Below are 22,197 nucleotides of genomic sequence, written 5' to 3'. Positions count from 1 at the left end.
ACATCGGGTGCGCCGCCAGGGACTCGAACCCCGGACCCGCTGATTAAGAGTCAGCTGCTCTGACCAACTGAGCTAGCGGCGCTGGCACGAAGGAATATACCGGTGATCCGCATCCCGGTCGAATCGGAATCCGTCGGACACCACCCGCTAGAATAAAGTTCGGCCCGAACGACAGGAGCATTGATGTTCGACTCCCCCGCCGACGTGACACAGCGGCTCGCCGCCGTCGACTACCTCTCCGACGACGCCATCTCCACCTCGGTGTTCATCGCCGCGGCGCTGGGCAAGCCGCTGCTGGTGGAAGGGCCGGCGGGAGTCGGCAAGACCCAGCTCGCCAAGGCCGTGGCGCTGGCCACCGGCTCCGACCTGATCCGCCTGCAGTGCTACGAGGGCCTCGACGAGGCCAGGGCGCTGTACGAGTGGAACTACAAGAAGCAGCTGCTGCGCATCCAGGCCACCAGCGCCGACGACGACATCTTCGGCGAGGAGTTCCTGCTGGAGCGGCCGCTGCTCAAGGCCATCAGGGCCGAGGGCCCGACCGTGCTGCTCATCGACGAGATGGACAAGGCCGACATCGAGGTCGAGGGCCTGCTGCTGGAGCTGCTGTCGGACTTCCAGGTGACGATCCCCGAGCTCGGCACCATCGTCGCCAGGCGGCGCCCGTTCGTCGTGCTGACCTCCAACGCCACCCGCGAGCTGTCGGAGGCGCTCAAGCGGCGCTGCCTCTACCTGCACATCGAGTACCCGACGCCGGAGCGGGAGCGCGACATCGTGCTCGCCCAGGTGCCGACCATCCGCGCCGACCTCGCCGAGCAGCTCGCCCGCACCGTCGCCACGCTGCGCTCGCTGGAGCTGAAGAAGGCCCCGTCGGTGGCCGAGACCGTCGACTGGGCCAACACGCTGCTGGCGCTCGGGCGCGAGGAGCTCGACGAGGCGACGGTGGCGGGCACGCTCGGCGTCGTGCTCAAGCACTCCTCCGACCAGGAGCGGGCGATCAAGCAGCTGGGGCTCCCCAGTGCCTGAGACCGGTTCGCTGGTCGACCGGCACGTCGGCTTCGTGCACGCGCTGCGCGAGGCCGGGGTGCCCGTGTCGCTGGCCGAAGGGCTGGACGCCGCGCAGGCCATGCGCGTGATCGAGCTGGCCGACCGCGAGTCGCTGCGGGCCGCCTACGCGGCCACGCTGGTCAAGAAGCCGGCCTACCGGCCGGGCTTCGACGTGCTGTTCGACCTGTGGTTCCCGGCCTCCACCACGGGTCTGGCCGCCGCGCGCCCCGACCGCGACCTGGATCCGCGTACGGCGTCCGTCAGCGAGCTGCGCGCGTACCTGGCGGGGCTGCTGACCGAGTCCGGCGACCAGGAGCTGCGCGAGTTCGCCCAGGACATGGTGGAGCGCTTCGGCCGCCAGCAGGCGGGCCCCGGGCGGCAGAACTGGTTCTCCTACAGCGTCATGCGCGCCCTGTCGCCCGAGACGCTGATGGCCACCATCCTGCGCGCGGTCCTGCAGGGCCGCGAGCGCGGCGGGCTGGCCGAGAAGAACGTGCGCCAGCGGGTCGAGACCAACCTGCGGCGCTTCGAGGACGCCGTCGCCACCGACGTGCGCCGCCGCATCGCCGAGGACTCCGGGATCGAGCGCATCGCCCGCTCGGCCGTACGCCCGCCGCTCGACCAGATCGACTTCCTCCGCGTCACCAAGGCCGACCTGGCCCGGCTGCGCAAGGAGGTGCACCCGCTGGCCCGGCGGCTGGCCGCCCGCCTGACGATCAAGCACCGCAAGGGCAAGCGGGGGCGGCTCGACTTCCGCAAGACCGTACGCGCCTCGTTGCAGAGCGGTGGCGTGCCGCTGACCACCCACTTCAAGCCGCCGCGCCCGCACAAGCCGGAGCTGGTGATCCTCTGCGACACCAGCGACTCGGTCTCGTCGTTCGCCCACTTCACGCTGCTGCTCACGTACGCGCTGCGCGAGCAGTTCACGAAGGTGCGGGCGTTCGGGTTCGTCGACACCGTGGACGAGATCACCCGGTTCTTCCAGCCGGGGGCCGACGTCGTGGAGGCCATGACCCGGCTGGTGAACGAGGCCGACATGGTGCGCTTCGGGCGGACGAACTACGGGCACGCGCTGGAGCGCTTCGCCGAACGCTACGGCGACGCGATCGGCCCCAAGACCTCGCTGCTGATCCTGGGCGACGCGCGCTCCAACTACCAGCCGCCCGCCCTCGACGTGCTCAAGTCGCTCGCGAAAGGCTGCCGGCACGCGTACTGGCTCAATCCCGAGCCGCGCCAGCAGTGGGACACCGGCGACTCCGTCGCGAGCGACTACGGCACGGTCGTCCCGATGTACGAGTGCCGCAACGTCGCCCAGCTGAGCGCGTTCATCGAGACCCTCGCCTGAGCCTCAGACGCGCTGCAGCTCCCTCGCGGCGGTGCGGGCGAGCAGCTCGATCTGCTCGGCGGTGAGCACGTCACGGTCGGCGGCCTTGATCAGCTTGGCCGCCGTCCGGGGCCGCAGCAGCGTCAGGCCCTCGGCCCGCACGATCCCGCCGCGCCTGGGCAGCACCCCGCAGTGCACGGCCAGCATGGGCGTGATCGACACCGGGACGCCGGTCTGCCGCGACAGCAGCTCGGAGAACGCCTCGGCCTGCTCGACCAGGGGCTTGGCGGTCCTGGTGCCGTACTTCTCACCCAGGAACAGCCGGCCGGCGTAACACGCGATCTCGGTGTCGGGACTCCACGACTCGTTGTCGACGATCCAGACGCCGCCGGGGCCGATCACCAGGTGGTCGATGGACGCCTGGCCGCGGATCGCCCGCCCGTCGAGGACGCGGTAGCCGAGGCGGCCGAGCGACCGGCGCAGGATGCGACCCGTGATCGCCTCGCCGCGCCGCGCACCCCGCCACACCGCGGTCGCGTGGAACGAGCGCCAGTCGAGATACCAGTCCGCCGCCGCCACGACCACCGCGAGCGCCAGGCCGACCAGCGCCGAGCCGCCGGTGAGACCGAACCTCAGCCCTAACGCGACTCCGACCACGAAGCCCACGGCGGCCTTGGCATACCGGTACTTGCGCCGGTTCGGGGCGTCCTCACGCCAGAACTTCTCGTACCACCACTGCGGGGAAGACCCTGTGTACTTCTCGTTGGGCTGCACGTAGATAGAGCCACTGGGCACCGCAAACTCCCCGAGAGAGAGTAGAAGATTGCGGGATCTGCCACGCCGAAGATCCCTCGCCGGTCAAGTGATACCCGCTCACCAACCAAGGCGAGCCTAAGGTGACGGAATTAGAACCCGCAAGGGCATCAACCGACTAGTCGGTATGCTAAAGCCGGTGACAAGGGGGACAATGTGAAGGACGAACCGGTACGGCAGCGGATTCTCGCCGAAGCGACCCGGCTGTTCGCCGAGCGCGGGTTCGAAGCGACCTCGGTGCAGGAGATCGTGGTGTCCGCGGGCGTCACCAAGGGCGCCATGTACCACTATTTCGACTCCAAAGACGACCTGCTGCACGAGATCTACGCCCGTGTCCTGCGCATGCAGATGGAACGGCTGACCCGCATCGCCGACGGCCCCGGCACCCTGAAGCAGCGCCTGCACCGGGCCGCGGCCGACGTCGTGGAGACGACGGCCGCCAACCTCGACGACTCCAAGATCTTCTTCCGGTCGATCCACCTGCTCGCCCCCGAGACGCAGAAGAGCGTGCGCGCCGACCGCCGCCGCTACCACGAACGCTTCCGCGACCTCGTGGTGGAGGGCCAGCGCGCCGGCATCTTCAGCGACCGCGTCCCGGCCGACCTCGTCGTCGACTACTTCTTCGGCTCGGTGCACCACCTGGGCACCTGGTTCCACGCCGACGGCCCGCTCACCGGCGCCCAGGTGGGCCGGCACTTCGCCGACCTGCTGCTCACCTCACTCGGGGCCGGGAACGTCAACGAGTGAGGCCAGCGCCTCCCGATGGTCGCCGGGCGTGCCCAGCGCGATCTCCGTGGCCTTCGCGCGCTTGAGATACAGATGCACGGGATGCTCCCACGTCATCCCGATCCCGCCGTGCAACTGCAGCGCCTCCTCGGCCGCGTGCAGCGCCACGCCGGCGTTCCACGACTGGGCCACCGCCACCGAGATCGACGACGGGTCGGAAGCCGCGTTCCTGGCGGCCGCCCTCGCCCGTACGACGTCGAGCCAGAGGTCGGCCAGCCGATGCTTGATCGCCTGGAACGAGCCGATCGGCCGGGCGAACTGGTGGCGCTCCTTGACGTAGGCCAGCGTCGTGTCGAGGCACCACTCGGCCACCCCCAGCTGCTCCGACGCCAGCAGCCCAGCCCCGAACCGCAGCACCGCCGCCAGGTCGCAGGTGCCCACCCGGCGCGCCCGCGTCCGGTCGAACGTGACCGTCGCGATCGGCCTGGTCAGGTCGAGCGAGGGCGCGACCCGCACCGACGCGCCCTCGACCGCGTACAGATCGCCGTCCACCGGCACCAGCAGCACGTCGGCCACGTCCGCCCCGGCCACGCCGGTGACCGTGCCCGACAACCGGTCACCGTCCACGGTCACCGACGCGCCGCGCGACGGCGCGTACGGCGCGTACGGCGAGGCCGTGAACGACACGACCAGCGCGGCGGTCCTGCGACCCTCGGCCAGCTCGCCCAGCAGCGCGTCACGGGTCGGCAGCAGCGCCCGCGTGGCCAGCACCGAGCTGGTGAAGAACGGCACCGGCGCGACCGCCCGCCCCAGCTCCTCCAGCACCACGGCCGCCTCGCTCGCCGTGGCCCCGGCGCCGCCCAGCTCCTCGGGCACCAGCAGCCCCGCCACGCCGATCTCCCCGGCCAGCGTCTTCCACAGATCCAGGTCGTGCGGGTCGGACTCCACACGCTTCAGCACCGCGGCGGGCGGACAGCGGTCGGCGAGCAGATCGCGCACGGAGGACCTGAGCTCCTGCTCGATCTCCGAATAAAGAAGGGTCATCGCGGCAGGTCCTTCCAGGGCACGTCCTTGTCGACGCGGGGCTCTGAGGGCAGGCCGAGCACGCGCTCGGCGACGATGTTGCGCAGGATCTCCGACGTGCCGCCCTCGATGGAGTTGCCCTTGGCCCGCAGGTAGCGGTAGCCGGGGCCGCGACCGTAGAAGTCGACGCTCTCCGAACGGCGGAACGCCCAGTCGTCGTAACCCAGGTCACGCCGGAACTCCAGGTCGAACCCGGTCACCGCCTGGTTCAGCCTGGCGAACGACAGCTTCATCCCCGACCCCTCGGGGCCCGGCTGACCGGCCGACAGCTGCTCGCGCAGCCGCGCCCCCGACAGACGGGTCACCTCGGTCTCCACCCACAGCTCCAGCAGCCGCTGGTGCAGATCGTGGGTGCGCAGCTCGGGGTGCTCCCGCCACGCCTCGACCACGGGCGCGACCATGCCGCCCCCGCGCCGCGCCGGGCCGCCGCCGATGGCGACGCGCTCGTTCATCAGCGTGGTCTGCGCGACCCGCCAGCCGTCGCCGACCGCGCCCAGCCGCAGGTCGTCGGGGAGCCGTACGCCGGTCAGGAACACCTCGTTGAACTCGGCCTCGCCGGTGATCTGCCGCAGCGGCCGCACCTCCACGCCGGGCGCCTGCATGTCACAGATGAAGTACGTCAGCCCGCGGTGCTTGGGAACGTCGGGATCGGTGCGGGCGACCAGGATGGCCCACCGGGAGTGGTGGGCGCCGGACGTCCACACCTTCTGCCCGTCGACGACCCACTCGTCGCCGTCCCTGACCGCCCTGGTCGCCAGCGTCGCCAGGTCGGAGCCCGCGCCGGGCTCGCTGAACAGCTGGCACCAGACCTCCTCGCCGGTCCACAGCGGGCGCAGGAACCGGCGCTTCTGCTCCTCCGTGCCGAACGTCAGGATCGTCGGCGCGGCCATCCCGAGCCCGATGGCCAGCATCCCGGCGTGCAGCTGACGCGGGGTGTCGGCCAGCTCCCGCTCCACGACCTGCTGCAGCTCCCGCGGCGCCCCGAGCCCGCCGTACCCCTCGGGGAACCACACCCAGGCCAGCCCGGCGTCGAACCGCGCCCGCAGGAACTCCAGCCGATCCCCGGCCGGATCCTGCTCCGCCAGAAACGCCGCCACCCGCTCCTTGATCTCCGCTTCGTTCACATCCACCTCTTGATCTCGCGATAGGCCAGGGATCGTTTGTGCACCTCGTCGGGGCCGTCGGCCAGGCGGAGGGAGCGGGCGCCGGCCCAGAGACCGGCCAGGGGGAAGTCCTGGGAGACGCCGCCCGCGCCGTGCACCTGGACGGCCTTGTCCAGGATCCACTCGACGGTGATGGGAGTGGAGATCTTGATGGCCTGGATCTCGGTGTGGGCGCCCTGGTTGCCCACCGTGTCCATGAGCCAGGCGGTCTTGAGGACGAGCAGCCGGGCCTGCTCGATCTTGATGCGGGACTCCGCGATCCAGTCCTGGACGACGCCCTGCTCGGCGACGGGGCGGCCGAACGTGGTGCGGGCCAGGGCCCGCTTGCACATCAGCTCCAGGGCGCGCTCGGCCATGCCGATCAGGCGCATGCAGTGGTGGATGCGGCCGGGGCCGAGGCGGGCCTGGGCGATGGCGAAGCCGCCGCCCTCCTCGCCGATGAGGTTCTCCGTGGGCACGCGTACGTCCTCGAAGAGGATCTCCGCATGGCCGCCGTGGTCGGCGTCGGTGTAGCCGAAGACGTGCATGCCGCGCTTGATCTGCACGCCCGGGGTGTCGCGGGGCACCAGGATCATGCTCTGCTGGCGGTGTTTGGGGGCGTCGGGGTTGGTCTTGCCCATGACGATGAGGATCTTGCAGTTGGGGTTCATCGCCCCGGAGATGAACCACTTACGGCCGTTGATGACGTATTCGTCGCCGTCGCGGACGATGGAGGTCGCGATGTTGGTGGCGTCGGAGGAGGCCACCTCGGGCTCGGTCATCGCGAACGCCGAGCGGATCTCGCCGTCGAGCAGCGGCTGCAGCCACTCCTTGCGCTGCCATTCGCTGCCGAACATGGCCAGCAGCTCCATGTTGCCGGTGTCGGGGGCGGCGCAGTTGGTGGCGACGGGGGCGATGGAGGGGCTTCGGCCCATGATCTCGGCCAGCGGGGCGTACTGGAGGTTGGTCAGTCCGGCGCCGTGGTCACCGGGCAGGAACAAGTTCCACAGGCCGCGCTTCCTGGCCTCGTCCTTGAGGTCGTCGAGCAGCGGGGGCGGGCTCCAGCCGCTGGTGGCGGCCTGTTCCTCGAAGGCGGCCTCGGCGGGATAGACGCATTCGTCCATGAAGCGGAGCAGTCGCTCGCGCAGGTCCTCGGTGACGCTGTCAAAGGCGAAGTCCATGCGGTGAGCCTACCGACCGGCCGGTATGAGTGTCGACCATGGAGTCAGGTGGTTCCCCGCAAAAAGGGGCAGGTGGCCATCAACGGGACACCATGCGGCTCCCTAGGGTGGCCGTCATGACCGAGAAGCTGCCCGCGCCCGTGGTGCTCCAGGACGACGTCGTACGCCTGGAGCCGCTCTCCCTCGACCACGTTCCCGCCCTGTTCGAGGCCGGGGGCGGGGACGAGGAGGTCTGGCGCTGGATGCCCGCCGCGGCGCCGGGCACGGAGGCCGAGCTGGCGAAGATCGCGCGGGGCCTGATGGACGACGACCGGCATGTGCCGTTCGCGGTCGTGTCCAAGGCAAGCGGCCGGGCGGTGGGCTGGACGACGTACGGCGACGTGCCGGGGTTCGAGGCGAGCGTCGAGATCGGCTGGACGTGGTACGGCCGGGCGGTGTGGCGCACGGCGGTGAACACCGCCTGCAAGGTGCTGCTCGTCGACCACGCCTTCGCCTGCGGCTACAACCGCGTGCTGCTCAAGACGGATGTGCGCAACGTCCGGTCGCAGAACGCCATCAGGCGCATCGGCGGCGTGCACGAGGGCACGCTGCGCCGCCACCGCAGGCGGCTGGACGGCACCTGGCGCGACACGGTCTGCTTCGGCATTCTCGACGACGAGTGGCCGGCGCACCGCGCCCGGCTGCGGGAAGGCCGCTGACCTCAGGGCAGAATGCGAACATGAGCCTGGATCATCTCGTCTACGCCACCCCCGACCTGGAGGCGACCTCGGCCGAGCTGGAGCGGCTGCTGGGGGTACGCGCCGCGCCGGGCGGGCGGCACCCGGGCTTCGGGACCCGCAACCGGCTGATCGGACTGGGCGGCCGGAGTTACCTGGAGATCGTGGGGCCCGATCCCGGGCAGCCGGCGCCTGCCGGGGCGAGGCCGTTCGGGATCGACGGTCTGGCGGCTCCGCAGCTGGCGGGCTGGGCGGTGGCGGTGCGGGACATCGACGCGGTGACGGCCCGCGCGCGGGAGCACGGCTACGATCCGGGCGAGCCGGAGGAGATGTCGCGCCGTACGCCGGAGGGCGAGCTGCTGAGGTGGCGGCTGACGCCGCCGCAGCGGGCGGGGCACTCCGGGCTGGTGCCGTTCCTGATCGACTGGGGCGGGACGCGGCACCCGGCGGACGGCGGGCTGGCGGTGGTCGACCTGATGTCGCTGCGCGCCGGCCACCCCGACCCCGAGGCGGTGCGGCGGGACCTGGCGGCCCTGGACGTCCAGCTCGACCTGGACGAGGGCCCGAACCCAGGGCTGACGGCCCTGCTCCGCGGGAAGAACGGCCCCGTCACCCTGGCCTGACCCGGCTACGTGAGCGGTCCACGCCGGGCCGGCCTGACCCCGGCTACGCGGGCGGGCGCTGGGGGCCGAGCATGCCGGCGAGGAGGTCGTCGAGGGCGGCGCGGATCTCCTCCAGGGCCGGCACCGCGCCGGCGCCGCAGACGGCGTCGAAGATGAGCCCCTCGGCGTACACGACGAGCTGGCGGGCGTGGCGCACCGGGTCACGCGAGCCCAAAGCGGCCAGGATCGCCACGGCCGGGTCGCGGAAGCGGCGGCCCGCGCGGTCGTAGATCTCGCGCAGCTCGGGGCGGCGGGTCGCCTCCAGCGCCAGCTCGTAGCGGGCGAGCGTGCGTCTGCTGTCCCGCACCTGGATGTGCACCGCCTCGGCGATGCGGGCGGGCAGCGTGGCCAGGTCCTGCGTCTCGTACGCCACCGCCAGGGCCGCCGTCTCCAGCTCGCTCAGCCGTGACAGGGTGAGCTCCAGGAGGGCGGCGCGGGTGCGGGCCAGGTTGGAGGTGGAGCCCGGCGGCAGCCCCGCGGCCTCGTCGACGGCCCGGTGGGTGAGGCCGCGCATGCCTCGCTCCGCCAGCAGGGTGATGGCCGCGTCGGCGACGAGGTCTGAGCGTTTCACGGAAGCCGATACTACAGGGGTAGTCGAACCGCACTACAGCCGTAGTATCGTGCAACTACAGACGTAGTGAAGGAGGGGCGCGATGGCCAGGGCCGTGGTGATCGGCGGAGGTGTCGGCGGGCTGGCCGCCGGGGTGGCGCTGCGGCGCAAGGGGTGGGAGGTGACCGTCCTGGAGCGCGCCCCGGCGATCGAGCCGGTCGGGTCGGGGCTGGCGATCGCGGCCAACGCGCTCAAGGCGCTCGACGTCCTGGGCCTCGGCGACGACATCCGCAAGCTCGCCACGGCGGACGGCCCCATGGCGCTGCGCCGCTCCGACGGCCGTTCGCTGGTGCAGACCACCGAGGAGCAGGCCGACGCCGAGTACGGCGACTCGGTGGTGGTCCTGCTCCGGGCCGCGCTGCTGGAGGTGCTGGCCGGCGCGCTCGGCGGCGACCGCCTGAGCCTCGGCACCACCGTGACGGAGGTGGACGCCGAGCGGGGCGTGGTCAGGACCGACGCGGGTGATCTCGACGCCGACCTCGTCGTGGCGGCCGACGGCATCCACTCGGCGGCCCGCAGGGCGCTCTTCCCCGGGCACCCGGAGCCGGCGTACTCGGGGGTGACCGCGTGGCGCGCGCTCATCCCCCGCGGTGGGCTGAGCGTCCCGAGGTCGGAGAGCTGGGGCAGGGGCACGGTGTTCGGCATCCACCAGCTGGCCGGCGACGTCGTCTACGTGTACGCGACCGACGTGCTGCCCGCGGGGGCGGTGCTTCAGGACGAGCGGGAGGAGCTGCTGCGCCGGTTCGGCGACTGGCACGATCCGATCCCGGCGCTGCTGCAGGCGGCCGACCCGGCGCGGATCATCCGCGGCGACATCTACTCCTTCGCCGAGCCGCTGCCGGCCTACCACCGGGGCAGGGTGGCGCTGGTGGGCGACGCCGCCCACGCCATGGCGCCGAATCTCGGGCAGGGCGCGTGCCAGGCGATCGAGGACGCGGTCGTACTGGCGCACCACGCGGACGGCGACCTGGCCGCCTACACCGCGGCCCGCCTGGAGCGGACGATGAAGGTCGTCCAGCGGTCGATGACGCTGTGCCGGTTGTCCAAGCTGCGTAACCCGCTGACCGTGTGGCTGCGCGATGCCGGCGTCGCGACGGCGGCCCGCGTCAGGCCAGATCTGATGCTGCGGTCGATGGACGAGGTGCTGCGCTGGCGTCCACCGGCGGAAGCGTGACCGTACGCTCCAGGGGCGGCGCGACCGGCCGGGCGTCGGGGGCGCCGTGGTCGGGGGCGAGACGGCCCAGGGTGATCGTGCCGGCCACGGTCAGGGCGGCGGCCAGCAGGGCGGGCACGGCGGTGGACGGGCTCGTGGGCAGCGGCTCGCCGAGCAGGATCGCCCCGGCGAGCACGGAGGTGATGGGGTCGATGACCTGGACGCCGGCGTAGGCGATGCCGAAGTAGCCCACGGCGTACGAGCGTTGCAGCAGCACCACCGCGCACACCAGCAGCACGGGGACGGCGAGGGTGAACCAGTGGATCAGCCGCCCCCAGTCGCCCTGCATCCCGCCGCCGACCACCCGGACGAACGTGGACACGCTCGCGGTCATGACGCCCGCCCCCACGGACAGCAGCATGGCCTTGGCCGCGCCGTGAACGCGGCCGGCGAGGAGCTGCGTGACCAGCGCGATCACGGCGATCACGGCCACGAACGCGAGCGCCGCGCCGTTGCCCAGGTGGGGCGGGACGTTGTGCGAGGGCACCAGCAGCATGAGCCAGAGCAGGCCCACGGCCACGGCGACGGACCCGAGGATCTCCGCGCGGTACGGCCTGCGCCCGTACATGAACGCGGCCAGCGGCACGGCGAACACGAGCGTGGCGACGCTGATCGGCTGGACGACCACCAGCGGGGCCAGGCTCAGCGCCACGGCGTGCAGACAGGCGCCGGAGAAGCTGATGACGCCGCCGACCCACCAGCGCGGACGCCGGACGAGCTTGAGCGAGGCGCCCTCGGCCACGGCCTCGTACTGTTGCAGTGCCGCGCCGAGCGCGTATCCCAGCGCCCCGACGAGGGCGATCAGCATGCCGGCCCAGGTCATCGCGGCCCGCGCAGGTGCAGGGATCCTTCCAGGAGCATTGCCCCAGCTTATGAGGTCACTGAGGTTCCTGAATCATCCTTTAGATTGATAAATCGGGTTAAGTTGGTCGCGACCTGCACGGACACGTGGCCCATCTTTGGCGTCCGGCAGACGCCGGAAGGGCTACGACGTCTCCGGGCAGACGCAGAAGACGTGACCCTCCGGATCGCGCAGAACGACCCACCGGGTGCCCTCCTCGCTGACCCCCGGCTGGAACTCGGGCCTGGTGGCCCCCAGCGCGAGATAGTCGGCCACCGCCCGCTCCACGTCGGGCACCCGGAAGTCGAGGTGGAACTGCTTGTCGGGGCTCGGCCACTCGACCGGCGCGCGGTCGGGGACGCGGCCGAAGTAGATGCTGGTGGTGCCGTCGGTGATGGCGGCGTACTCGTCCTCGGCGTACGTGATCTCCATGCCGGTCACGTCGTGGTAGAAGGCGGCCAGGCCCTTGGGGTCGGCGCAGTCGATGGTGAAGGCCAGCAGGCGTGCTTTCGTCGTCATGCGGCCCAGACTCCCAGGCTTACCTGACACCTAGTGTCACGTACGCGGAAGGGCCGCGCCCGATGTGGGCGCGGCCCTCCTCGCCGGACGGGATCACCCGGGGAAGCGGCCGTAGTAGTCGCCGACCCGCGTGCGGTACTCGGTCTCCTTGAACTGCGCCGCGTCGAACTCCGGCGCGTCCTTGATCTCGGCCTTCGTACGCGACACGAACACGTTCCGCTCCTGCGGATCGATGTTCGTGATCAGCCGGGCCGGGAGCAGGACCTTCTTCCCGAAGATCCACGGACCGGTGTCGACGATCACGTAGCTCTCGCCGACCTCGTACGTCGCCTCATCGACGGAGCCGATCTTCCCGTCGGTGGCCTGGACGTGGTAGCCCACGAGGTCCAGTGCGTGCCCGCGGTCATAGACGTCAGGACGGTAATCCCAGAGCTCCATGTGGGCTCTTCCTCTCTGTTCCGTCTTGCTCGGGCAAAGACTCCGCTACCCTGGTCAATCGTTGTAAACCGGGACACCTGGTCACCGTCACCTTGATGCAGTCCGCTCGGCGGACCCGGAAAGAGCATGCGAAACCGGACTGAGCGTCTCTACGAAATCGACGGGCTGCGTCTGCTTGCGGCACTGGCCGTCGTCCTGTTCCACTACCTGTTCTCGGGATGGGCCGGTGGCAAGACCACCGTGACCTTCGCCGCCGAGAGCGCCTGGGCCAAGTACGGCTACCTGGGCGTCGACCTGTTCTTCCTCATCAGCGGCTTCGTGGTGCTGATGAGCGCGTGGGGCAGGACCCCGCGCCAGTTCGTGGTGTCGCGGGTCGTGCGGCTCTACCCGGCGTACTGGCTGGGCATCGCGGTCACCGCGGTCGTCACCGTGGCACTCGGGCAGGGCCTGTTCCAGGTGTCGTTACCGCAGGTGCTGGCGAACCTGACGATGTTCCAGGCGCTGCCGAACATCGAGAACGTGGACGTCGTCTACTGGACGCTCTGGGCCGAGATGCGCTTCTACGTGATCGTCTTCGCGCTCGTCCTGATCGGGATGACGCGGGGCCGGATCATGGCGGCGCTGTGGGGCTGGCTCGGGCTGACGTTCCTGGTCGAGGCGGGCGTGCTGCCGCAGGTCGTGGACCTGGTCGTGCAGTCGGAGTTCTCGCACTACTTCATCGCCGGGATGGCGCTGTTCATGCTCTACCGGTTCGGGCTGAACGTGCAGATCGCCCTGATCGTCCCGATCTGCCTGGGCAACGCGGTCTACCGGGCCATCGGGTACGCCGAGGCGGTCGGCGAGCGCTACTCCGTGACGTACTCGCCCGCCGTGATCACCGCCCTGGTCGTGCTCATCTTCCTCGTCATGACCTTCATCGCGCTGCGGGTGACGCGCGTGCTGGCCAGGCCGTGGCTGGTGACGGCGGGCGCGCTGACGTACCCGCTGTACCTGCTGCACGCGCACATCGGGTTCATCCTGTTCGCCCGGCTGGGCGAGACGGTCCCCAAGTACGTGCTGCTGGTCGCGGTGATCGCGGTCATGCTGGGCGCGGCCTATCTGGTGCACCGGTTCGTGGAGCGGCCGCTCGCGCCCCGGCTCAGAAGCCTGCTGTCCGGACGGCAGCCCGCCCACAAGCGGAAAGTCGCCGCTCCGGTCGGCTGAGAAATCCCGAGGCGGCCGCCGACGTGCGGCCGCTAGGGTGTCTCGCGTGCCGCGACGTCTGATCTGCTCCCCGCCGCCCGCCCACTAGCGGGCGGCCTTTCCTGAAATTTCCGGGTCTGACAGATCCGGGGGTGGTTGCTGCCCGCACACCGGGCCCATTCCGACCACTCCTTCCGGAGAACCCCTGTCATGACCCATGTCTCCGCCCGGCGGGGCGCCGTCTACATGTCCGTGTCCGCCGCCGCCTGGGGCACCGGCGGCGCCGCCGGCTCACTGCTCTTCGAGACCGCCGGCCTCGGCCCGATCGCCGTCTCCCTCTGGCGTTACCTGCTCGCCGCCGCGTTCCTGCTCGTCTGCGTTCCGTTCCCGCGCCGGTTCGGCGGCCGTACGCTGCTGGTCGGGCTGGGGATGGCCGTCTACCAGACGGCCTACTTCGCGGCCATCGCCCACTCCGGGGTGGCGCTGGCCACCGTGGTGACGATGGGCGCCACCCCGGTCCTCACCGCGCTCGGCAGCCGGTACCTGCTGCGCGAACGGCTCGGCGGGGTGGCGCTCGGCGCGCTGGCCGTCGCCCTGGCGGGGCTGCTGCTCCTCACCGGTGAGCAGGCCCTGCAGTCCCGTACGGCCTCGCTCGCCGGCCTGGGATACGCCCTGGCCTCCGCCGCCGGGTACGCCGGCGTGACGCTGTACTCGCGCCGCCACAAGGACGACGACCCGGGCGCGGCGGCCGTCGGCGGGTTCGTCGTCGGGGCGGCCTGCCTGGCGCCGTTCGCGCTCGCCGAAGGGGCTCTGCCCGAGGTCAGCTGGACGTCGCTGGCGCTGCTGGCCTACCTGGGCGCGGTGCCGACCGCGCTGGCGTACGCGCTGTTCTTCCGCGCGCTGACCGCCCTGCGCGCCACCACGGCGTCGGTGATCTCGCTCGGGGAGGCGGTGGGCGCGGCGGTGCTCGGCGTCGCGCTGTTCGGCGAGCGGCTCACGCCTGTGGCCTGGGGTGGCTGCGTGCTGCTGCTGGCCGCCGTGGCGGTGCTCGCCGCCCGCTCCGACGCGGGATGATGTGACGGCGCGGACGACGGGATGAGTTAAGGTCCGGTACGGCGGCGCCTGCCGTATCGTCGCTCCGTTCCCTCGACACGGGGGCCTCGGCCGAGGCATCGCAGGGAACGGTGGCAGCGAAAGGTGCGTTGGAGGGACTGTGGCCTCAATCAAGGGAATAGTGCGGAACCTCCTGGACCGGCCGGGAGGCGTCCCCCTGGCGCCGTACCAGAAGATCGTCAAGGCGGCGGGCGGCCGGGCCGAGCGCGTGCGCGGGCTCGACAAGCTGCCGGCGCCCGACATGACGGATCTGGCGGAGTTCTGCGCGGTCGCGCGCGAGGCCGCCGACCGGACCCTGGGGCTGCGCCCCTACGACGTGCAGCTGCTGGGCACGCTCGCCCTGCTCGACGGCAAGGTCGCCGAGATGGCCACCGGTGAGGGCAAGACCCTCTCCGGGGCCATGGCGGCGGCCGGCTACGCGCTGCAGGGCAAGCGGGTCCACGTGATCTCGGTCAACGACTACCTGGCCCGGCGCGACGCCGAGTGGATGGCCCCGTTCTACGAGGCGCTCGGCGTCAGCGTGGGCTGGATCGACCAGAACTCCACGCCCGAGGAGCGCCGCGAGGCGTACGCGAAGAGCGTGACGTACGGGCCGGTCAGCGAGATCGGGTTCGACGTGCTGCGCGACCGGCTGCGCACCGACCCGGAGGAGATCATCGTCCCGGCCCCCGAGGTCGCGCTCGTGGACGAGGCCGACTCGGTGCTCGTCGACGAGGCCCGGGTGCCGCTGGTGATGGCCGGCTCGACCGACCCGGGCAACGCGGTGCCGGAGATGGCGGCGCTGGTCAGGCAGCTCGTCCGCGGCTACCACTACGAGATCGACGAGCAGTCCCGCAACGTCTACCTCACCCCCAAGGGCGCCGACAGCGTCGAGAACCTCCTCGGCGTCGAGCTCTACGACGAGCACGAGCCCGGCACCCTGATCGAGCTCAACCTCGCCCTGCACGCCCACGCCCTGCTGGCCCGCGACGTCGACTACATCGTGCGCGACGGCAAGGTGCAGCTGATCAACCCCTCGCGCGGCCGGGTGGCCCTGCTGCAGCGCTGGCCCGACGGCCTGCAGGCGGCGGTGGAGGCCAAGGAGGCGCTGCCGCCGAGCGAGAAGGGCGAGATCCTCGACTCCATCACCATCCAGGGCCTGATCCGCCGCTATCCGCAGATCTGCGGCATGACCGGCACGGCGGTGGCGGTGAGCGAGCAGCTCGGCGAGTTCTACGGGCTCAAGGTCGCGGTGATCCCGCCCAACCGGCCGTGCGTGCGGACCGACGAGCCCGACCGCATCTACCCGACGGTGCCCGACAAGGACGCGGCGCTGGTGGAGGAGATCCAGGCGGTCCACGAGACGGGCCGGCCGATCCTCATCGGCACGCTCGACGTGGCCGAGTCGGAGAACCTCGCGAAGCTGCTGCAGCGGCGCGGCATGGAGCCGGTCGTGCTCAACGCGAAGAACGACGCCGAAGAGGCCGCGATCATCTCCCGGGCCGGCGAGCGCGGCGCCATCACGGTCTCCACCCAGATGGCCGGCCGCGGCACCGACATCCGCCTCGGCGACGGCGTGGCCGAGCTCGGCGGCCTCTACGTGATCGGCTCCGGCCGCCACCCCAGCAGCCGCCTAGACGACCAGCTGCGCGGGCGGGCCGGCCGCCAGGGCGACCCCGGCGGCTCGGTGTTCTTCGTCAGCGTGGAGGACGCGCTGATCACCCAGTTCGTCCCCGACGAGCGGCCGCCCGCCGCCGACCCCGACGGCGTCGTACGCCACCGGCGCGGCGCCTACCTCGTCGGCCATGCCCAGCGCGTGGCCGAGGGCGTCAACCTGGAGATCCACCGCAACACCTGGCGCTACACCCGGCTGCTGGAGCAGCAGCGCGAGCTCATCCTCGAGTGGCGCGACAAGGTGCTGCGCGGCGACGCCGCCGCACGTGCGCTGGAGGCGGCCGACCCCGAGCGGTGGGCGGCGATGCCGGAGGAGACGCGCGACGAGACGGCCCGCCAGATCGTGCTGCACGCGATCGACCGCTGCTGGACCGAGCACCTGGCGTTCCTGACCGACCTGCGCGAGGGCATCCACCTGCGCGCGCTGGGCCGGATGAGCCCGGTCGACGAGTTCCAGCGGGAGGCGGTGGCGGAGTACAAATCGCTGCTGGCCGAGGTGGAGCGGCGCTCGCTGGAGGCGTTCGAGGCCCCGGAGCCCGATCTGCGGCGGCCGGCGGCGACGTGGACCTACCTCGTGCAGGACAACCCGTTCGGCACGGAGTGGGACCGCATCCTCAAGCGGGTGTCCTCGGCCACCCGGCGAGGCTGACCCGGCTGACGAGTCACGGCCACTTGGGGTCGCCGGACGGCACGACCGGCCCGGTGAGCACGCCGAGCCGCTCCAGCAGCGTGATGAAGGTGGTCGCGTACGGCGAGTCGGCCGTCACCGCGGCCACCCGCGGCCAGTCGACCTGCTCGCGCAGCGCGCGCACCTGCGCCAGCAGAGCGCCGTAGTCGCAGGCGTGCTCCGACAGGGGCAGCAGCCACGAGATCACCAGGTCGGTGGCCTGCAGCACGGGGACGATCACCGCCGACGCCTTCAGCGGCTCGGCCCGGTCGAGCAGCTCGTCGGTGATGGGCAGGTCGGACACCCGGAAGATCAGGTCCACCAGCCGACCCTCGTCGTACGCCTTGACCAGCCAGTCCTCGGGCGGCTTGGCCGTCTGGAAGCCGAGCGCGCGCAGCGCCTCCAGGGCGGCCGGCACGTCGTGCTCGGTGACCACGAAATCCACGTCGTGCAAGGAGGGAGCGGCTCCCCGGGCATAGGCCGCGCAGCCACCGGCCAGCGCGAACTTCACCCCGGCGTCCTTCAGCCCGGAGCTGGCGCGCTTGAGGGTGTCCAGGATCGCGTCCGTGACAGCGTGCCCATGGCTGCTCATGTGGACGGGCTACCCAAACGATGGTCAAGTAGACGTTGGAAGCAGGTGCTTCCGGGTAGCGCCCCAAGTTATGACCGAAATTCTAGATAAGACGGAACAGGAGTACTCCAACGGCCATGACCGGCCACTCAAGAGCTACACCGGAATCCTCACCGCGTACGGCGGTACGGTCGCCGTGGCCACCGCCGCGGCGCTGGTCGCGGGCCGGCGGGCGCCCGATCACGTCGGCGTGATGGACCTGCTGCTCATGGCCGCCTGCACGCACAAGGTCTCGCGGCGGATGGCGAAGGACCCCGTCACCAGCCCGCTGCGCGCCCCGTTCACCCGGTACGAGGGACAGGGCGGCCCCTCCGAGGTGCGGGAGGAGCCGCGCGGCGCGCTGGGCGAGCTGCTGGCCTGCCCGTTCTGCCTGGCGCAGTGGGTGGCCACCGGGTACGCCGCCGGTCTCGTGCTGGCCCCCCGCGTGACCCGGCTGGTGGGCGCGACGATGACGGCGGTGGCGGTCTCCGACTGGCTGCAGCTCGCCTACGCGAAGATGATGAAGTCCGCCGAGTGAGCTAGCGGACCCGCGGCAGCACCTCCCGGGCGTAGAAGTCGAAGAACGCGTCCTGCTCGGGCCCGATCTGGTTGACGTAGACCTCGTCGAACCCGGCGTCCACGTACTGGCGGACGGCCTGGGCGTGGACCTCGGGGTCGGGGCCGATCGGGCTGCCCGCCACCGCCTCCTCCTCGGTGACCGACTCGGCGAGCTGGGCGAAGTGGCGCGGCAGCGGCAGGATCTGCGAGGCCTCCCCCTTGATGCCCTGCGTGGGCCACAGGCGGTGCACGGTCTTGCGGGCCGTCGCCTCGTCGGCGGCGTAGCAGGCCTTGAGCCCGCCGAGGGTGGGCTTGCCCGCTCCGCCGGACTCGCGGAAGGAGCGTACGGAGTCGGTGTTCGGGGCCGTGGAGATGTAGCCGTCGGCGATGCGCCCGGCCAGCTCGGTCGACTTCTGTCCCAGGCCCGACATGAGGATGGGCGCGGGCTCGTCCGGCAGCGTGTAGAGGCGGGCGGTGTCCACGGAGTAGTGACGGCCCCTGTGCGTCACCAGCTTGCCCGTGAAGAGCTTGCGCATGATCTCGACGGCCTCTTCGAGCATCTCCAGCCGTTCGCTGAGCGGCGGCCAGCGGGACTCGACGATGTGCTCGTTCAGCGCTTCGCCGGTGCCGACGCCGAGCCGGAAGCGGCCGCCGGTGAGCGCGGCCGTGGTGGCGGTGGCGTGGGCGATGACGGCGGGGTGGGTGCGGACGAGCGGGCACGTCACGGCCGTGGTGATGGGCAGCGACGTGGCCTCGGCCAGGGTGCCGATCACGGACCAGACGAACGGCGACTGTCCCTGCTCGTCGAGCCACGGGTGGAAGTGGTCGGAGATCCACAGGGCCTCGAACCCGGCGCGTTCGGCGGCTTTCGCCTGCCGGACCAGTTCTCGCGGGCCGTGTTCCTCGCACGACAGGAAATAACCGAATGTCGTCATAAAAACCCACTGCCCGTTAGTACCGGGGAAAACATGTTAAGCACCGGTTGCCTCGGGCAGTGGATGACGCATGGCTACTTTGCTCTGGATCATCGCCGTCATTCTCGTCATCGCCGGGATCTACGTCATCCTGGCCAGGCGCGACATCCTCTGGGGGATCGTGCTGATCGTCCTCGGGTTCCTGGTGGGGCCCGGTGGTGTCAGCATCTTCAATGTCTAAAGGCGTCGCGGCAGCGGTTCATCGTCCGACACGACAGGCACAGCCGCTGGGCCGATCTCCGAGAACGGCCCAGCGGCATTGCTACTTTTGCTGAAATATCAGCGTCTAACCTTCTTATTTCCCCCATCAAGGGCATGAGTGGCGTGTGACCGAATACGCGCCGCTCAGCCGCTACGAATCGGGCGCCGCCTCGGCGAGGATTCGCGACCAGCTCGCACGGTTGCGGCAGCACATGCGCGGCGAGGCCATCGTCGCGGAGGCCATCGCCAGGCTGGCGATCAGGCTGAACATCCGTCCCGGCGAGGCGGCGCAGGAGCTCGCCAGGACGGCGCAGCACAGCGGGCTCGCCCTGGTCGACGTCGCCAGGGGCGTGGAGCCCCCGCAGGAGGAGACCGAGAAGCCACCCGAGCCGCCCGGGTGGCTGCAGGGCGTCCTGGACACCGGCCACGCCTCGGTCGCCTACCTCACCCCCGTCCGCGACGCCACCGCCCGCATCGTGGATTTCCGGATCCTCGCCGCCAACGAGAGCGCCACCACCGTCGCCGGCATGAAGGGGCCGGACGTGGCCGGGCGGCGCCTGCTCTCCATCAGCCCAGGAAGCGCCGCGGGCCTGCTGGACGCCTACGTCCGCGTCTACGAGACCGGCGAGCCCTTCTTCCGCGAGCCGCTGGAGTACGTCGAGATCATGGACTCCGTGCTCTGGCCGGCCACGTTGAGCGTGCGCGTGGCCAAGATCGAGGACGGCATCCTGGCCACCTGGCGCCTGCTGGACGAGGAGGAGCTGCTCGTCTCGGGCTGGGAACGCGCCCAGCGCCTGGCCGAGTTCGGCTGGGCCGAGTGGAACCTGGCCTCGGACCACACGCTGTGGACGCCCCAGATGTACGAGATGTTCGGGCGCGACCGTTCCGAGGGACCGATGGCGCTGGAGGACCTGCCCACGGCGGTGATCCCGGACGACGTGCCCGTGGTCGAGGAGCAGCTGCGCTCGCTGCTGGAGTTCCGTGAGGCGGTCGAGACGGAGTACCGCGTCCTGCACCGGCACGGGGTGCGGCATCTCAGCATGTTCAGCGAGCCGATCCTCGACGCGAACGGCGTGCCGGTCAAGGTGCGCTGCCTGGCCCAGGACGTGACCCGCAGCCGGCGCAGGGAGCGTGCCCTGGCCGTGGCGCACCAGCAGGCGCACAAGCAGCGCCAGCGGGCCGAGGAGGAGCATCAGGTCACCGTCCAGCTGCAGAACACGATCCTGCCGATGCGGCGCGGCATCGTGCACCTGCCCGGGGTGACCGCCGCGGTGCGCTACCTGCCCGGCGAGGACCTCTTCCGGCTGGGCGGCGACTGGTTCAAGGTCCGCCAGATCCCGGACGGCAGGGTGCTCGTCGCCATCGGCGACGCGATGGGGCACGGCCTGACCGCGGCGAGCGTCATGCTCCAGACGCGCGCCGGCCTGGCCGGGCTGGCGTACACGGGCGCGCCGCCCAGCCGCCTGGCCACCTGGCTGAACGACCTCATCGTGAACTCCGCCGAGGGCGTCACGGTGACCAGCACGGCCCTCATCGGCCACCTCGACCCGGAGAACCGCACCCTGTGCTGGACGAACGCCGGCCATCCCGCGCCCATCCTCATCAGGGAGGGCCAGGTCGAGCTGGTGGAGGGCAGGTCGGGGATCATGCTGGGCGCGTTCGACGCCACCGAGTACGGCATGTCCACCGTGCAGCTGCGGCCCGGCGACACCCTGCTGCTCTACACCGACGGCATCGTCGAGCGCCGCGGCGCGGACTACGGCACCGGCCTGGACGCCCTGCTCGACGCGGCCCGCTCGTGCGACCACGACGGCCACGACGACCCCGAGGAGCTGATCGACTGCCTGCTGCGGGAGCTGGGGGTCGAGACGGCCGAGGACGACATCTGCGTCCTCGCCCTGCGCGTGTTCTAGTGCTGGTGTTCGTCGTGCGAGGGGCTCTCGGCGCAGGTCAGGCAGTAGACCGCGTACGCCCTGCCGAGCACCGGCAGGGCCACGTTGCGGACCCTGATGCCGCCCGGCGTCATGCCCTTCTCGCTGCCCTTGTGCGCGTGGCCGTGCAGGATGAGGTCGGCGCCCGCCGTGTCGACCGCCTCGGCCAGCAGGTAGCTGCCGAGGAAGGGGTAGATCTCGTGCGGCTCGCCCTCCAGCGTCTCCTTGATCGGGGAGTAGTGGGAGAGCACCACACGCTGGTCGGCCTCCATCTCCTTGAGCGCCATCTTCCAGGACTCGGCGATGCCGCGCGTGTGGGAGACGAAGTTCTTGATCTCGCGCTCGCCGAACTCGCTGGCGCACTTGCCCGCGAAGCCGCCGCCGAAGCCCTTGCCGCCGACCACGCCCAGCTTGTGCTCGCCGCACTGGACGACCACGCCGTCGTCGTTGAGCACGATGACGCCCGCGGCGCGCAGCTCCTCGGCGATCTCGTGCTCCAGGTCGGAGTGGTAGTCGTGGTTGCCGAGCACCGTGACGACGGGGATGGGCAGGCCGCGCAGCTCGTCGGCCACGAGTTTGCCCTCCTCGAGAGTGCCGTGCCGGGTCAGGTCGCCCGCGAGCATGAACACGTCCGCGCGCTCCTCGATGCCGACGAGCTTCTTGCGGTACTGGCCTCTGACGTCCTCTCCCAGGTGGATGTCGCCCACGGCCGCTATGCGCAGGTCAGTCAAGGTGCTCATCCTCCCCCGGCTCGGTGGCCTCGACGACGTTGATCTCGTTGTGCACGTGGAGCTCGGGCGCGGCCTCGTGCGCGACCTGGCCGAGCCTTTCGCGCTGCTCGGACCCGCTGACCTGGCCGCGCAGGAACAGCTGGTCGCCTCTGATGTCGACGCGAATTCCGAGCTCGTGCGTGCGTCCGTCCTCGGCCAGCGCCTGCTGGACACGGGCCGCGACGTACTGCGGAGCTTCCATCACTCGCCTCCTTCTTCACGTCGC

The 22,197-nt window shown here is 71.1% G+C and carries 24 protein-coding genes and 1 tRNA gene; 12 read left to right on the top strand and 13 right to left on the bottom strand.

Annotated features, from left to right (window positions below):
• Positions 1 to 8: 8 nt before the first annotated feature.
• Positions 9 to 82: transfer RNA gene (locus ACIBP6_RS01950), tRNA-Lys, on the bottom strand.
• 101 nt (positions 83 to 183) lie between these two features.
• On the opposite strand from ACIBP6_RS01950, the gene ACIBP6_RS01945 reads away from it, so the two are divergent.
• Both ACIBP6_RS01945 and ACIBP6_RS01940 read left to right on the top strand, forming a co-directional pair.
• The gene (locus tag ACIBP6_RS01945; protein WP_397047808.1) at positions 184 to 1,023 is read left to right on the top strand and encodes an AAA family ATPase; all 840 of its coding nucleotides are present in this window, start codon (positions 184 to 186) and stop codon (positions 1,021 to 1,023) included.
• On the top strand, positions 1,016 to 2,389 hold the full coding sequence (locus tag ACIBP6_RS01940) for a VWA domain-containing protein (RefSeq protein WP_397047806.1): 1,374 nt from the start codon (positions 1,016 to 1,018) through the stop codon (positions 2,387 to 2,389). Before ACIBP6_RS01945 ends, ACIBP6_RS01940 begins: the two co-directional genes overlap by 8 nt.
• A gap of 3 nt (positions 2,390 to 2,392) precedes the next feature.
• Here the strand turns inward: ACIBP6_RS01940 and ACIBP6_RS01935 are convergent, their stop codons facing one another.
• Positions 2,393 to 3,163 (bottom strand): nuclease-related domain-containing protein, encoded by a 771-nt coding sequence (locus tag ACIBP6_RS01935; protein ID WP_397047804.1) that lies wholly within the window; start codon positions 3,161 to 3,163, stop codon positions 2,393 to 2,395.
• A 174-nt stretch (positions 3,164 to 3,337) separates the two neighbouring features.
• Between ACIBP6_RS01935 and ACIBP6_RS01930 the strand changes: the two genes are divergently transcribed.
• Entirely contained in the window at positions 3,338 to 3,928 is a 591-nt protein-coding gene (locus ACIBP6_RS01930) for a TetR/AcrR family transcriptional regulator (protein ID WP_397047802.1), read from the top strand.
• On the opposite strand, the gene ACIBP6_RS01925 is transcribed toward ACIBP6_RS01930, so the two are convergent.
• Genes ACIBP6_RS01925 through ACIBP6_RS01915 form a run of 3 tightly spaced genes read right to left on the bottom strand, consistent with a single transcriptional unit; the run spans position 3,899 to position 7,313 of the window.
• Positions 3,899 to 4,951, bottom strand: coding sequence for an acyl-CoA dehydrogenase family protein (locus ACIBP6_RS01925; RefSeq protein ID WP_397047800.1), 1,053 nt, complete (start codon positions 4,949 to 4,951; stop codon positions 3,899 to 3,901). The two genes, ACIBP6_RS01930 and ACIBP6_RS01925, sit on opposite strands and share 30 nt — an antisense overlap.
• Positions 4,948 to 6,114 carry an acyl-CoA dehydrogenase family protein gene (locus ACIBP6_RS01920; protein ID WP_397047798.1) on the bottom strand — a complete coding sequence of 389 codons (1,167 nt, stop codon included), beginning with the start codon at positions 6,112 to 6,114 and terminating at the stop codon, positions 4,948 to 4,950. Before ACIBP6_RS01920 ends, ACIBP6_RS01925 begins: the two co-directional genes overlap by 4 nt.
• A complete protein-coding gene (locus ACIBP6_RS01915) occupies positions 6,111 to 7,313 on the bottom strand; it encodes an acyl-CoA dehydrogenase family protein (RefSeq protein WP_397047796.1) in 1,203 nt (400 codons plus the stop codon). Before ACIBP6_RS01915 ends, ACIBP6_RS01920 begins: the two co-directional genes overlap by 4 nt.
• A gap of 116 nt (positions 7,314 to 7,429) precedes the next feature.
• Here ACIBP6_RS01915 and ACIBP6_RS01910 point away from each other — a divergent pair, with 116 nt between their 5' ends.
• Both ACIBP6_RS01910 and ACIBP6_RS01905 read left to right on the top strand, forming a co-directional pair.
• Positions 7,430 to 8,011, top strand: a complete 582-nt coding sequence (locus ACIBP6_RS01910; protein ID WP_397047794.1) for a GNAT family N-acetyltransferase — start codon at positions 7,430 to 7,432, stop codon at positions 8,009 to 8,011.
• A 20-nt stretch (positions 8,012 to 8,031) separates the two neighbouring features.
• Positions 8,032 to 8,652, top strand: a complete 621-nt coding sequence (locus ACIBP6_RS01905; RefSeq protein WP_397047792.1) for a VOC family protein — start codon at positions 8,032 to 8,034, stop codon at positions 8,650 to 8,652.
• Positions 8,653 to 8,695: 43 nt separating this feature from the next.
• Here ACIBP6_RS01905 and ACIBP6_RS01900 read toward each other — a convergent pair whose 3' ends face one another.
• Positions 8,696 to 9,262 carry a TetR/AcrR family transcriptional regulator gene (locus ACIBP6_RS01900; protein ID WP_397047790.1) on the bottom strand — a complete coding sequence of 189 codons (567 nt, stop codon included), beginning with the start codon at positions 9,260 to 9,262 and terminating at the stop codon, positions 8,696 to 8,698.
• 82 nt (positions 9,263 to 9,344) lie between these two features.
• Here ACIBP6_RS01900 and ACIBP6_RS01895 point away from each other — a divergent pair, with 82 nt between their 5' ends.
• A complete protein-coding gene (locus ACIBP6_RS01895) occupies positions 9,345 to 10,475 on the top strand; it encodes an FAD-dependent monooxygenase (protein ID WP_397047788.1) in 1,131 nt (376 codons plus the stop codon).
• Here ACIBP6_RS01895 and ACIBP6_RS01890 read toward each other — a convergent pair.
• The 3 genes from ACIBP6_RS01890 to ACIBP6_RS01880 all read right to left on the bottom strand — a co-directional run bounded on the left by ACIBP6_RS01890 (position 10,408) and on the right by ACIBP6_RS01880 (position 12,312).
• Positions 10,408 to 11,322: a DMT family transporter gene (locus ACIBP6_RS01890; protein ID WP_397047787.1), complete on the bottom strand. Its 915-nt coding sequence runs from the start codon at positions 11,320 to 11,322 to the stop codon at positions 10,408 to 10,410. The two genes, ACIBP6_RS01895 and ACIBP6_RS01890, sit on opposite strands and share 68 nt — an antisense overlap.
• Before the next feature lie 177 nt (positions 11,323 to 11,499).
• Entirely contained in the window at positions 11,500 to 11,874 is a 375-nt protein-coding gene (locus ACIBP6_RS01885; protein ID WP_397047785.1) for a VOC family protein, read from the bottom strand.
• A 93-nt stretch (positions 11,875 to 11,967) separates the two neighbouring features.
• Positions 11,968 to 12,312: a PRC-barrel domain-containing protein gene (locus tag ACIBP6_RS01880; protein WP_397047783.1), complete on the bottom strand. Its 345-nt coding sequence runs from the start codon at positions 12,310 to 12,312 to the stop codon at positions 11,968 to 11,970.
• A 126-nt stretch (positions 12,313 to 12,438) separates the two neighbouring features.
• Here ACIBP6_RS01880 and ACIBP6_RS01875 point away from each other — a divergent pair, with 126 nt between their 5' ends.
• The 3 genes from ACIBP6_RS01875 to secA2 all read left to right on the top strand — a co-directional run bounded on the left by ACIBP6_RS01875 (position 12,439) and on the right by secA2 (position 16,909).
• The gene (locus tag ACIBP6_RS01875) at positions 12,439 to 13,515 is read left to right on the top strand and encodes an acyltransferase family protein (RefSeq protein ID WP_397047781.1); all 1,077 of its coding nucleotides are present in this window, start codon (positions 12,439 to 12,441) and stop codon (positions 13,513 to 13,515) included.
• Positions 13,516 to 13,704: 189 nt separating this feature from the next.
• Complete coding sequence (locus ACIBP6_RS01870; protein ID WP_132613168.1) at positions 13,705 to 14,568, top strand: DMT family transporter; 864 nt, start codon at positions 13,705 to 13,707, stop codon at positions 14,566 to 14,568.
• A 160-nt stretch (positions 14,569 to 14,728) separates the two neighbouring features.
• Positions 14,729 to 16,909 carry an accessory Sec system translocase SecA2 gene (secA2, locus tag ACIBP6_RS01865; protein ID WP_246074893.1) on the top strand — a complete coding sequence of 727 codons (2,181 nt, stop codon included), beginning with the start codon at positions 14,729 to 14,731 and terminating at the stop codon, positions 16,907 to 16,909.
• Positions 16,910 to 16,922: 13 nt separating this feature from the next.
• On the opposite strand, the gene ACIBP6_RS01860 is transcribed toward secA2, so the two are convergent.
• Entirely contained in the window at positions 16,923 to 17,519 is a 597-nt protein-coding gene (locus ACIBP6_RS01860; RefSeq protein WP_132613172.1) for a nucleotidyltransferase, read from the bottom strand.
• A gap of 70 nt (positions 17,520 to 17,589) precedes the next feature.
• Here ACIBP6_RS01860 and ACIBP6_RS01855 point away from each other — a divergent pair, with 70 nt between their 5' ends.
• The gene (locus ACIBP6_RS01855; protein ID WP_132613174.1) at positions 17,590 to 18,075 is read left to right on the top strand and encodes a DUF1360 domain-containing protein; all 486 of its coding nucleotides are present in this window, start codon (positions 17,590 to 17,592) and stop codon (positions 18,073 to 18,075) included.
• Position 18,076: 1 nt separating this feature from the next.
• Here ACIBP6_RS01855 and ACIBP6_RS01850 read toward each other — a convergent pair whose 3' ends face one another.
• Entirely contained in the window at positions 18,077 to 19,030 is a 954-nt protein-coding gene (locus ACIBP6_RS01850; protein ID WP_397047778.1) for a TIGR03557 family F420-dependent LLM class oxidoreductase, read from the bottom strand.
• 70 nt (positions 19,031 to 19,100) lie between these two features.
• Between ACIBP6_RS01850 and ACIBP6_RS01845 the strand changes: the two genes are divergently transcribed.
• Together ACIBP6_RS01845 and ACIBP6_RS01840 are read left to right on the top strand one after the other, a co-directional pair.
• Complete coding sequence (locus ACIBP6_RS01845) at positions 19,101 to 19,250, top strand: GPGG-motif small membrane protein (protein ID WP_164903902.1); 150 nt, start codon at positions 19,101 to 19,103, stop codon at positions 19,248 to 19,250.
• A gap of 145 nt (positions 19,251 to 19,395) precedes the next feature.
• Complete coding sequence (locus tag ACIBP6_RS01840) at positions 19,396 to 21,183, top strand: PP2C family protein-serine/threonine phosphatase (RefSeq protein ID WP_397047776.1); 1,788 nt, start codon at positions 19,396 to 19,398, stop codon at positions 21,181 to 21,183.
• On the opposite strand, the gene ACIBP6_RS01835 is transcribed toward ACIBP6_RS01840, so the two are convergent.
• The gene (locus ACIBP6_RS01835) at positions 21,180 to 21,941 is read right to left on the bottom strand and encodes a metallophosphoesterase family protein (RefSeq protein WP_397047774.1); all 762 of its coding nucleotides are present in this window, start codon (positions 21,939 to 21,941) and stop codon (positions 21,180 to 21,182) included. The genes ACIBP6_RS01840 and ACIBP6_RS01835 overlap by 4 nt on opposite strands.
• Complete coding sequence (locus tag ACIBP6_RS01830; protein WP_397047772.1) at positions 21,925 to 22,173, bottom strand: BON domain-containing protein; 249 nt, start codon at positions 22,171 to 22,173, stop codon at positions 21,925 to 21,927. The genes ACIBP6_RS01835 and ACIBP6_RS01830 overlap by 17 nt, the downstream gene beginning before the upstream one ends.
• Positions 22,174 to 22,197: the final 24 nt, after the last annotated feature.

Origin of the sequence: Nonomuraea terrae (genome assembly GCF_044465245.1) — a bacterium.
Lineage (GTDB): Bacteria > Actinomycetota > Actinomycetes > Streptosporangiales > Streptosporangiaceae > Nonomuraea > Nonomuraea terrae.
This window is presented reverse-complemented; position numbering and strand designations above follow the sequence as displayed.

Excerpts from the sequence above, each read along its gene's own strand:
- ACIBP6_RS01905 (WP_397047792.1), top strand. The coding sequence starts at position 8,032 with ATGAGCCTGGATCATCTCGTCTACGCCACCCCCGACCTGGAGGCGACC.
- ACIBP6_RS01850 (WP_397047778.1), bottom strand. The coding sequence starts at position 19,030 with ATGACGACATTCGGTTATTTCCTGTCGTGCGAGGAACACGGCCCGCGA.
- ACIBP6_RS01880 (WP_397047783.1), bottom strand. The coding sequence starts at position 12,312 with ATGGAGCTCTGGGATTACCGTCCTGACGTCTATGACCGCGGGCACGCA.
- ACIBP6_RS01870 (WP_132613168.1), top strand. The coding sequence starts at position 13,705 with ATGACCCATGTCTCCGCCCGGCGGGGCGCCGTCTACATGTCCGTGTCC.
- ACIBP6_RS01885 (WP_397047785.1), bottom strand. The coding sequence starts at position 11,874 with ATGACGACGAAAGCACGCCTGCTGGCCTTCACCATCGACTGCGCCGAC.
- ACIBP6_RS01855 (WP_132613174.1), top strand. The coding sequence starts at position 17,590 with ATGACCGAAATTCTAGATAAGACGGAACAGGAGTACTCCAACGGCCAT.
- ACIBP6_RS01890 (WP_397047787.1), bottom strand. The coding sequence starts at position 11,322 with ATGCTGATCGCCCTCGTCGGGGCGCTGGGATACGCGCTCGGCGCGGCA.
- ACIBP6_RS01845 (WP_164903902.1), top strand. The coding sequence starts at position 19,101 with ATGGCTACTTTGCTCTGGATCATCGCCGTCATTCTCGTCATCGCCGGG.
- ACIBP6_RS01860 (WP_132613172.1), bottom strand. The coding sequence starts at position 17,519 with ATGAGCAGCCATGGGCACGCTGTCACGGACGCGATCCTGGACACCCTC.
- ACIBP6_RS01875 (WP_397047781.1), top strand. The coding sequence starts at position 12,439 with ATGCGAAACCGGACTGAGCGTCTCTACGAAATCGACGGGCTGCGTCTG.
- ACIBP6_RS01915 (WP_397047796.1), bottom strand. The coding sequence starts at position 7,313 with ATGGACTTCGCCTTTGACAGCGTCACCGAGGACCTGCGCGAGCGACTG.
- ACIBP6_RS01895 (WP_397047788.1), top strand. The coding sequence starts at position 9,345 with ATGGCCAGGGCCGTGGTGATCGGCGGAGGTGTCGGCGGGCTGGCCGCC.
- ACIBP6_RS01910 (WP_397047794.1), top strand. The coding sequence starts at position 7,430 with ATGACCGAGAAGCTGCCCGCGCCCGTGGTGCTCCAGGACGACGTCGTA.
- ACIBP6_RS01945 (WP_397047808.1), top strand. The coding sequence starts at position 184 with ATGTTCGACTCCCCCGCCGACGTGACACAGCGGCTCGCCGCCGTCGAC.
- ACIBP6_RS01835 (WP_397047774.1), bottom strand. The coding sequence starts at position 21,941 with ATGAGCACCTTGACTGACCTGCGCATAGCGGCCGTGGGCGACATCCAC.
- ACIBP6_RS01830 (WP_397047772.1), bottom strand. The coding sequence starts at position 22,173 with ATGGAAGCTCCGCAGTACGTCGCGGCCCGTGTCCAGCAGGCGCTGGCC.
- ACIBP6_RS01925 (WP_397047800.1), bottom strand. The coding sequence starts at position 4,951 with ATGACCCTTCTTTATTCGGAGATCGAGCAGGAGCTCAGGTCCTCCGTG.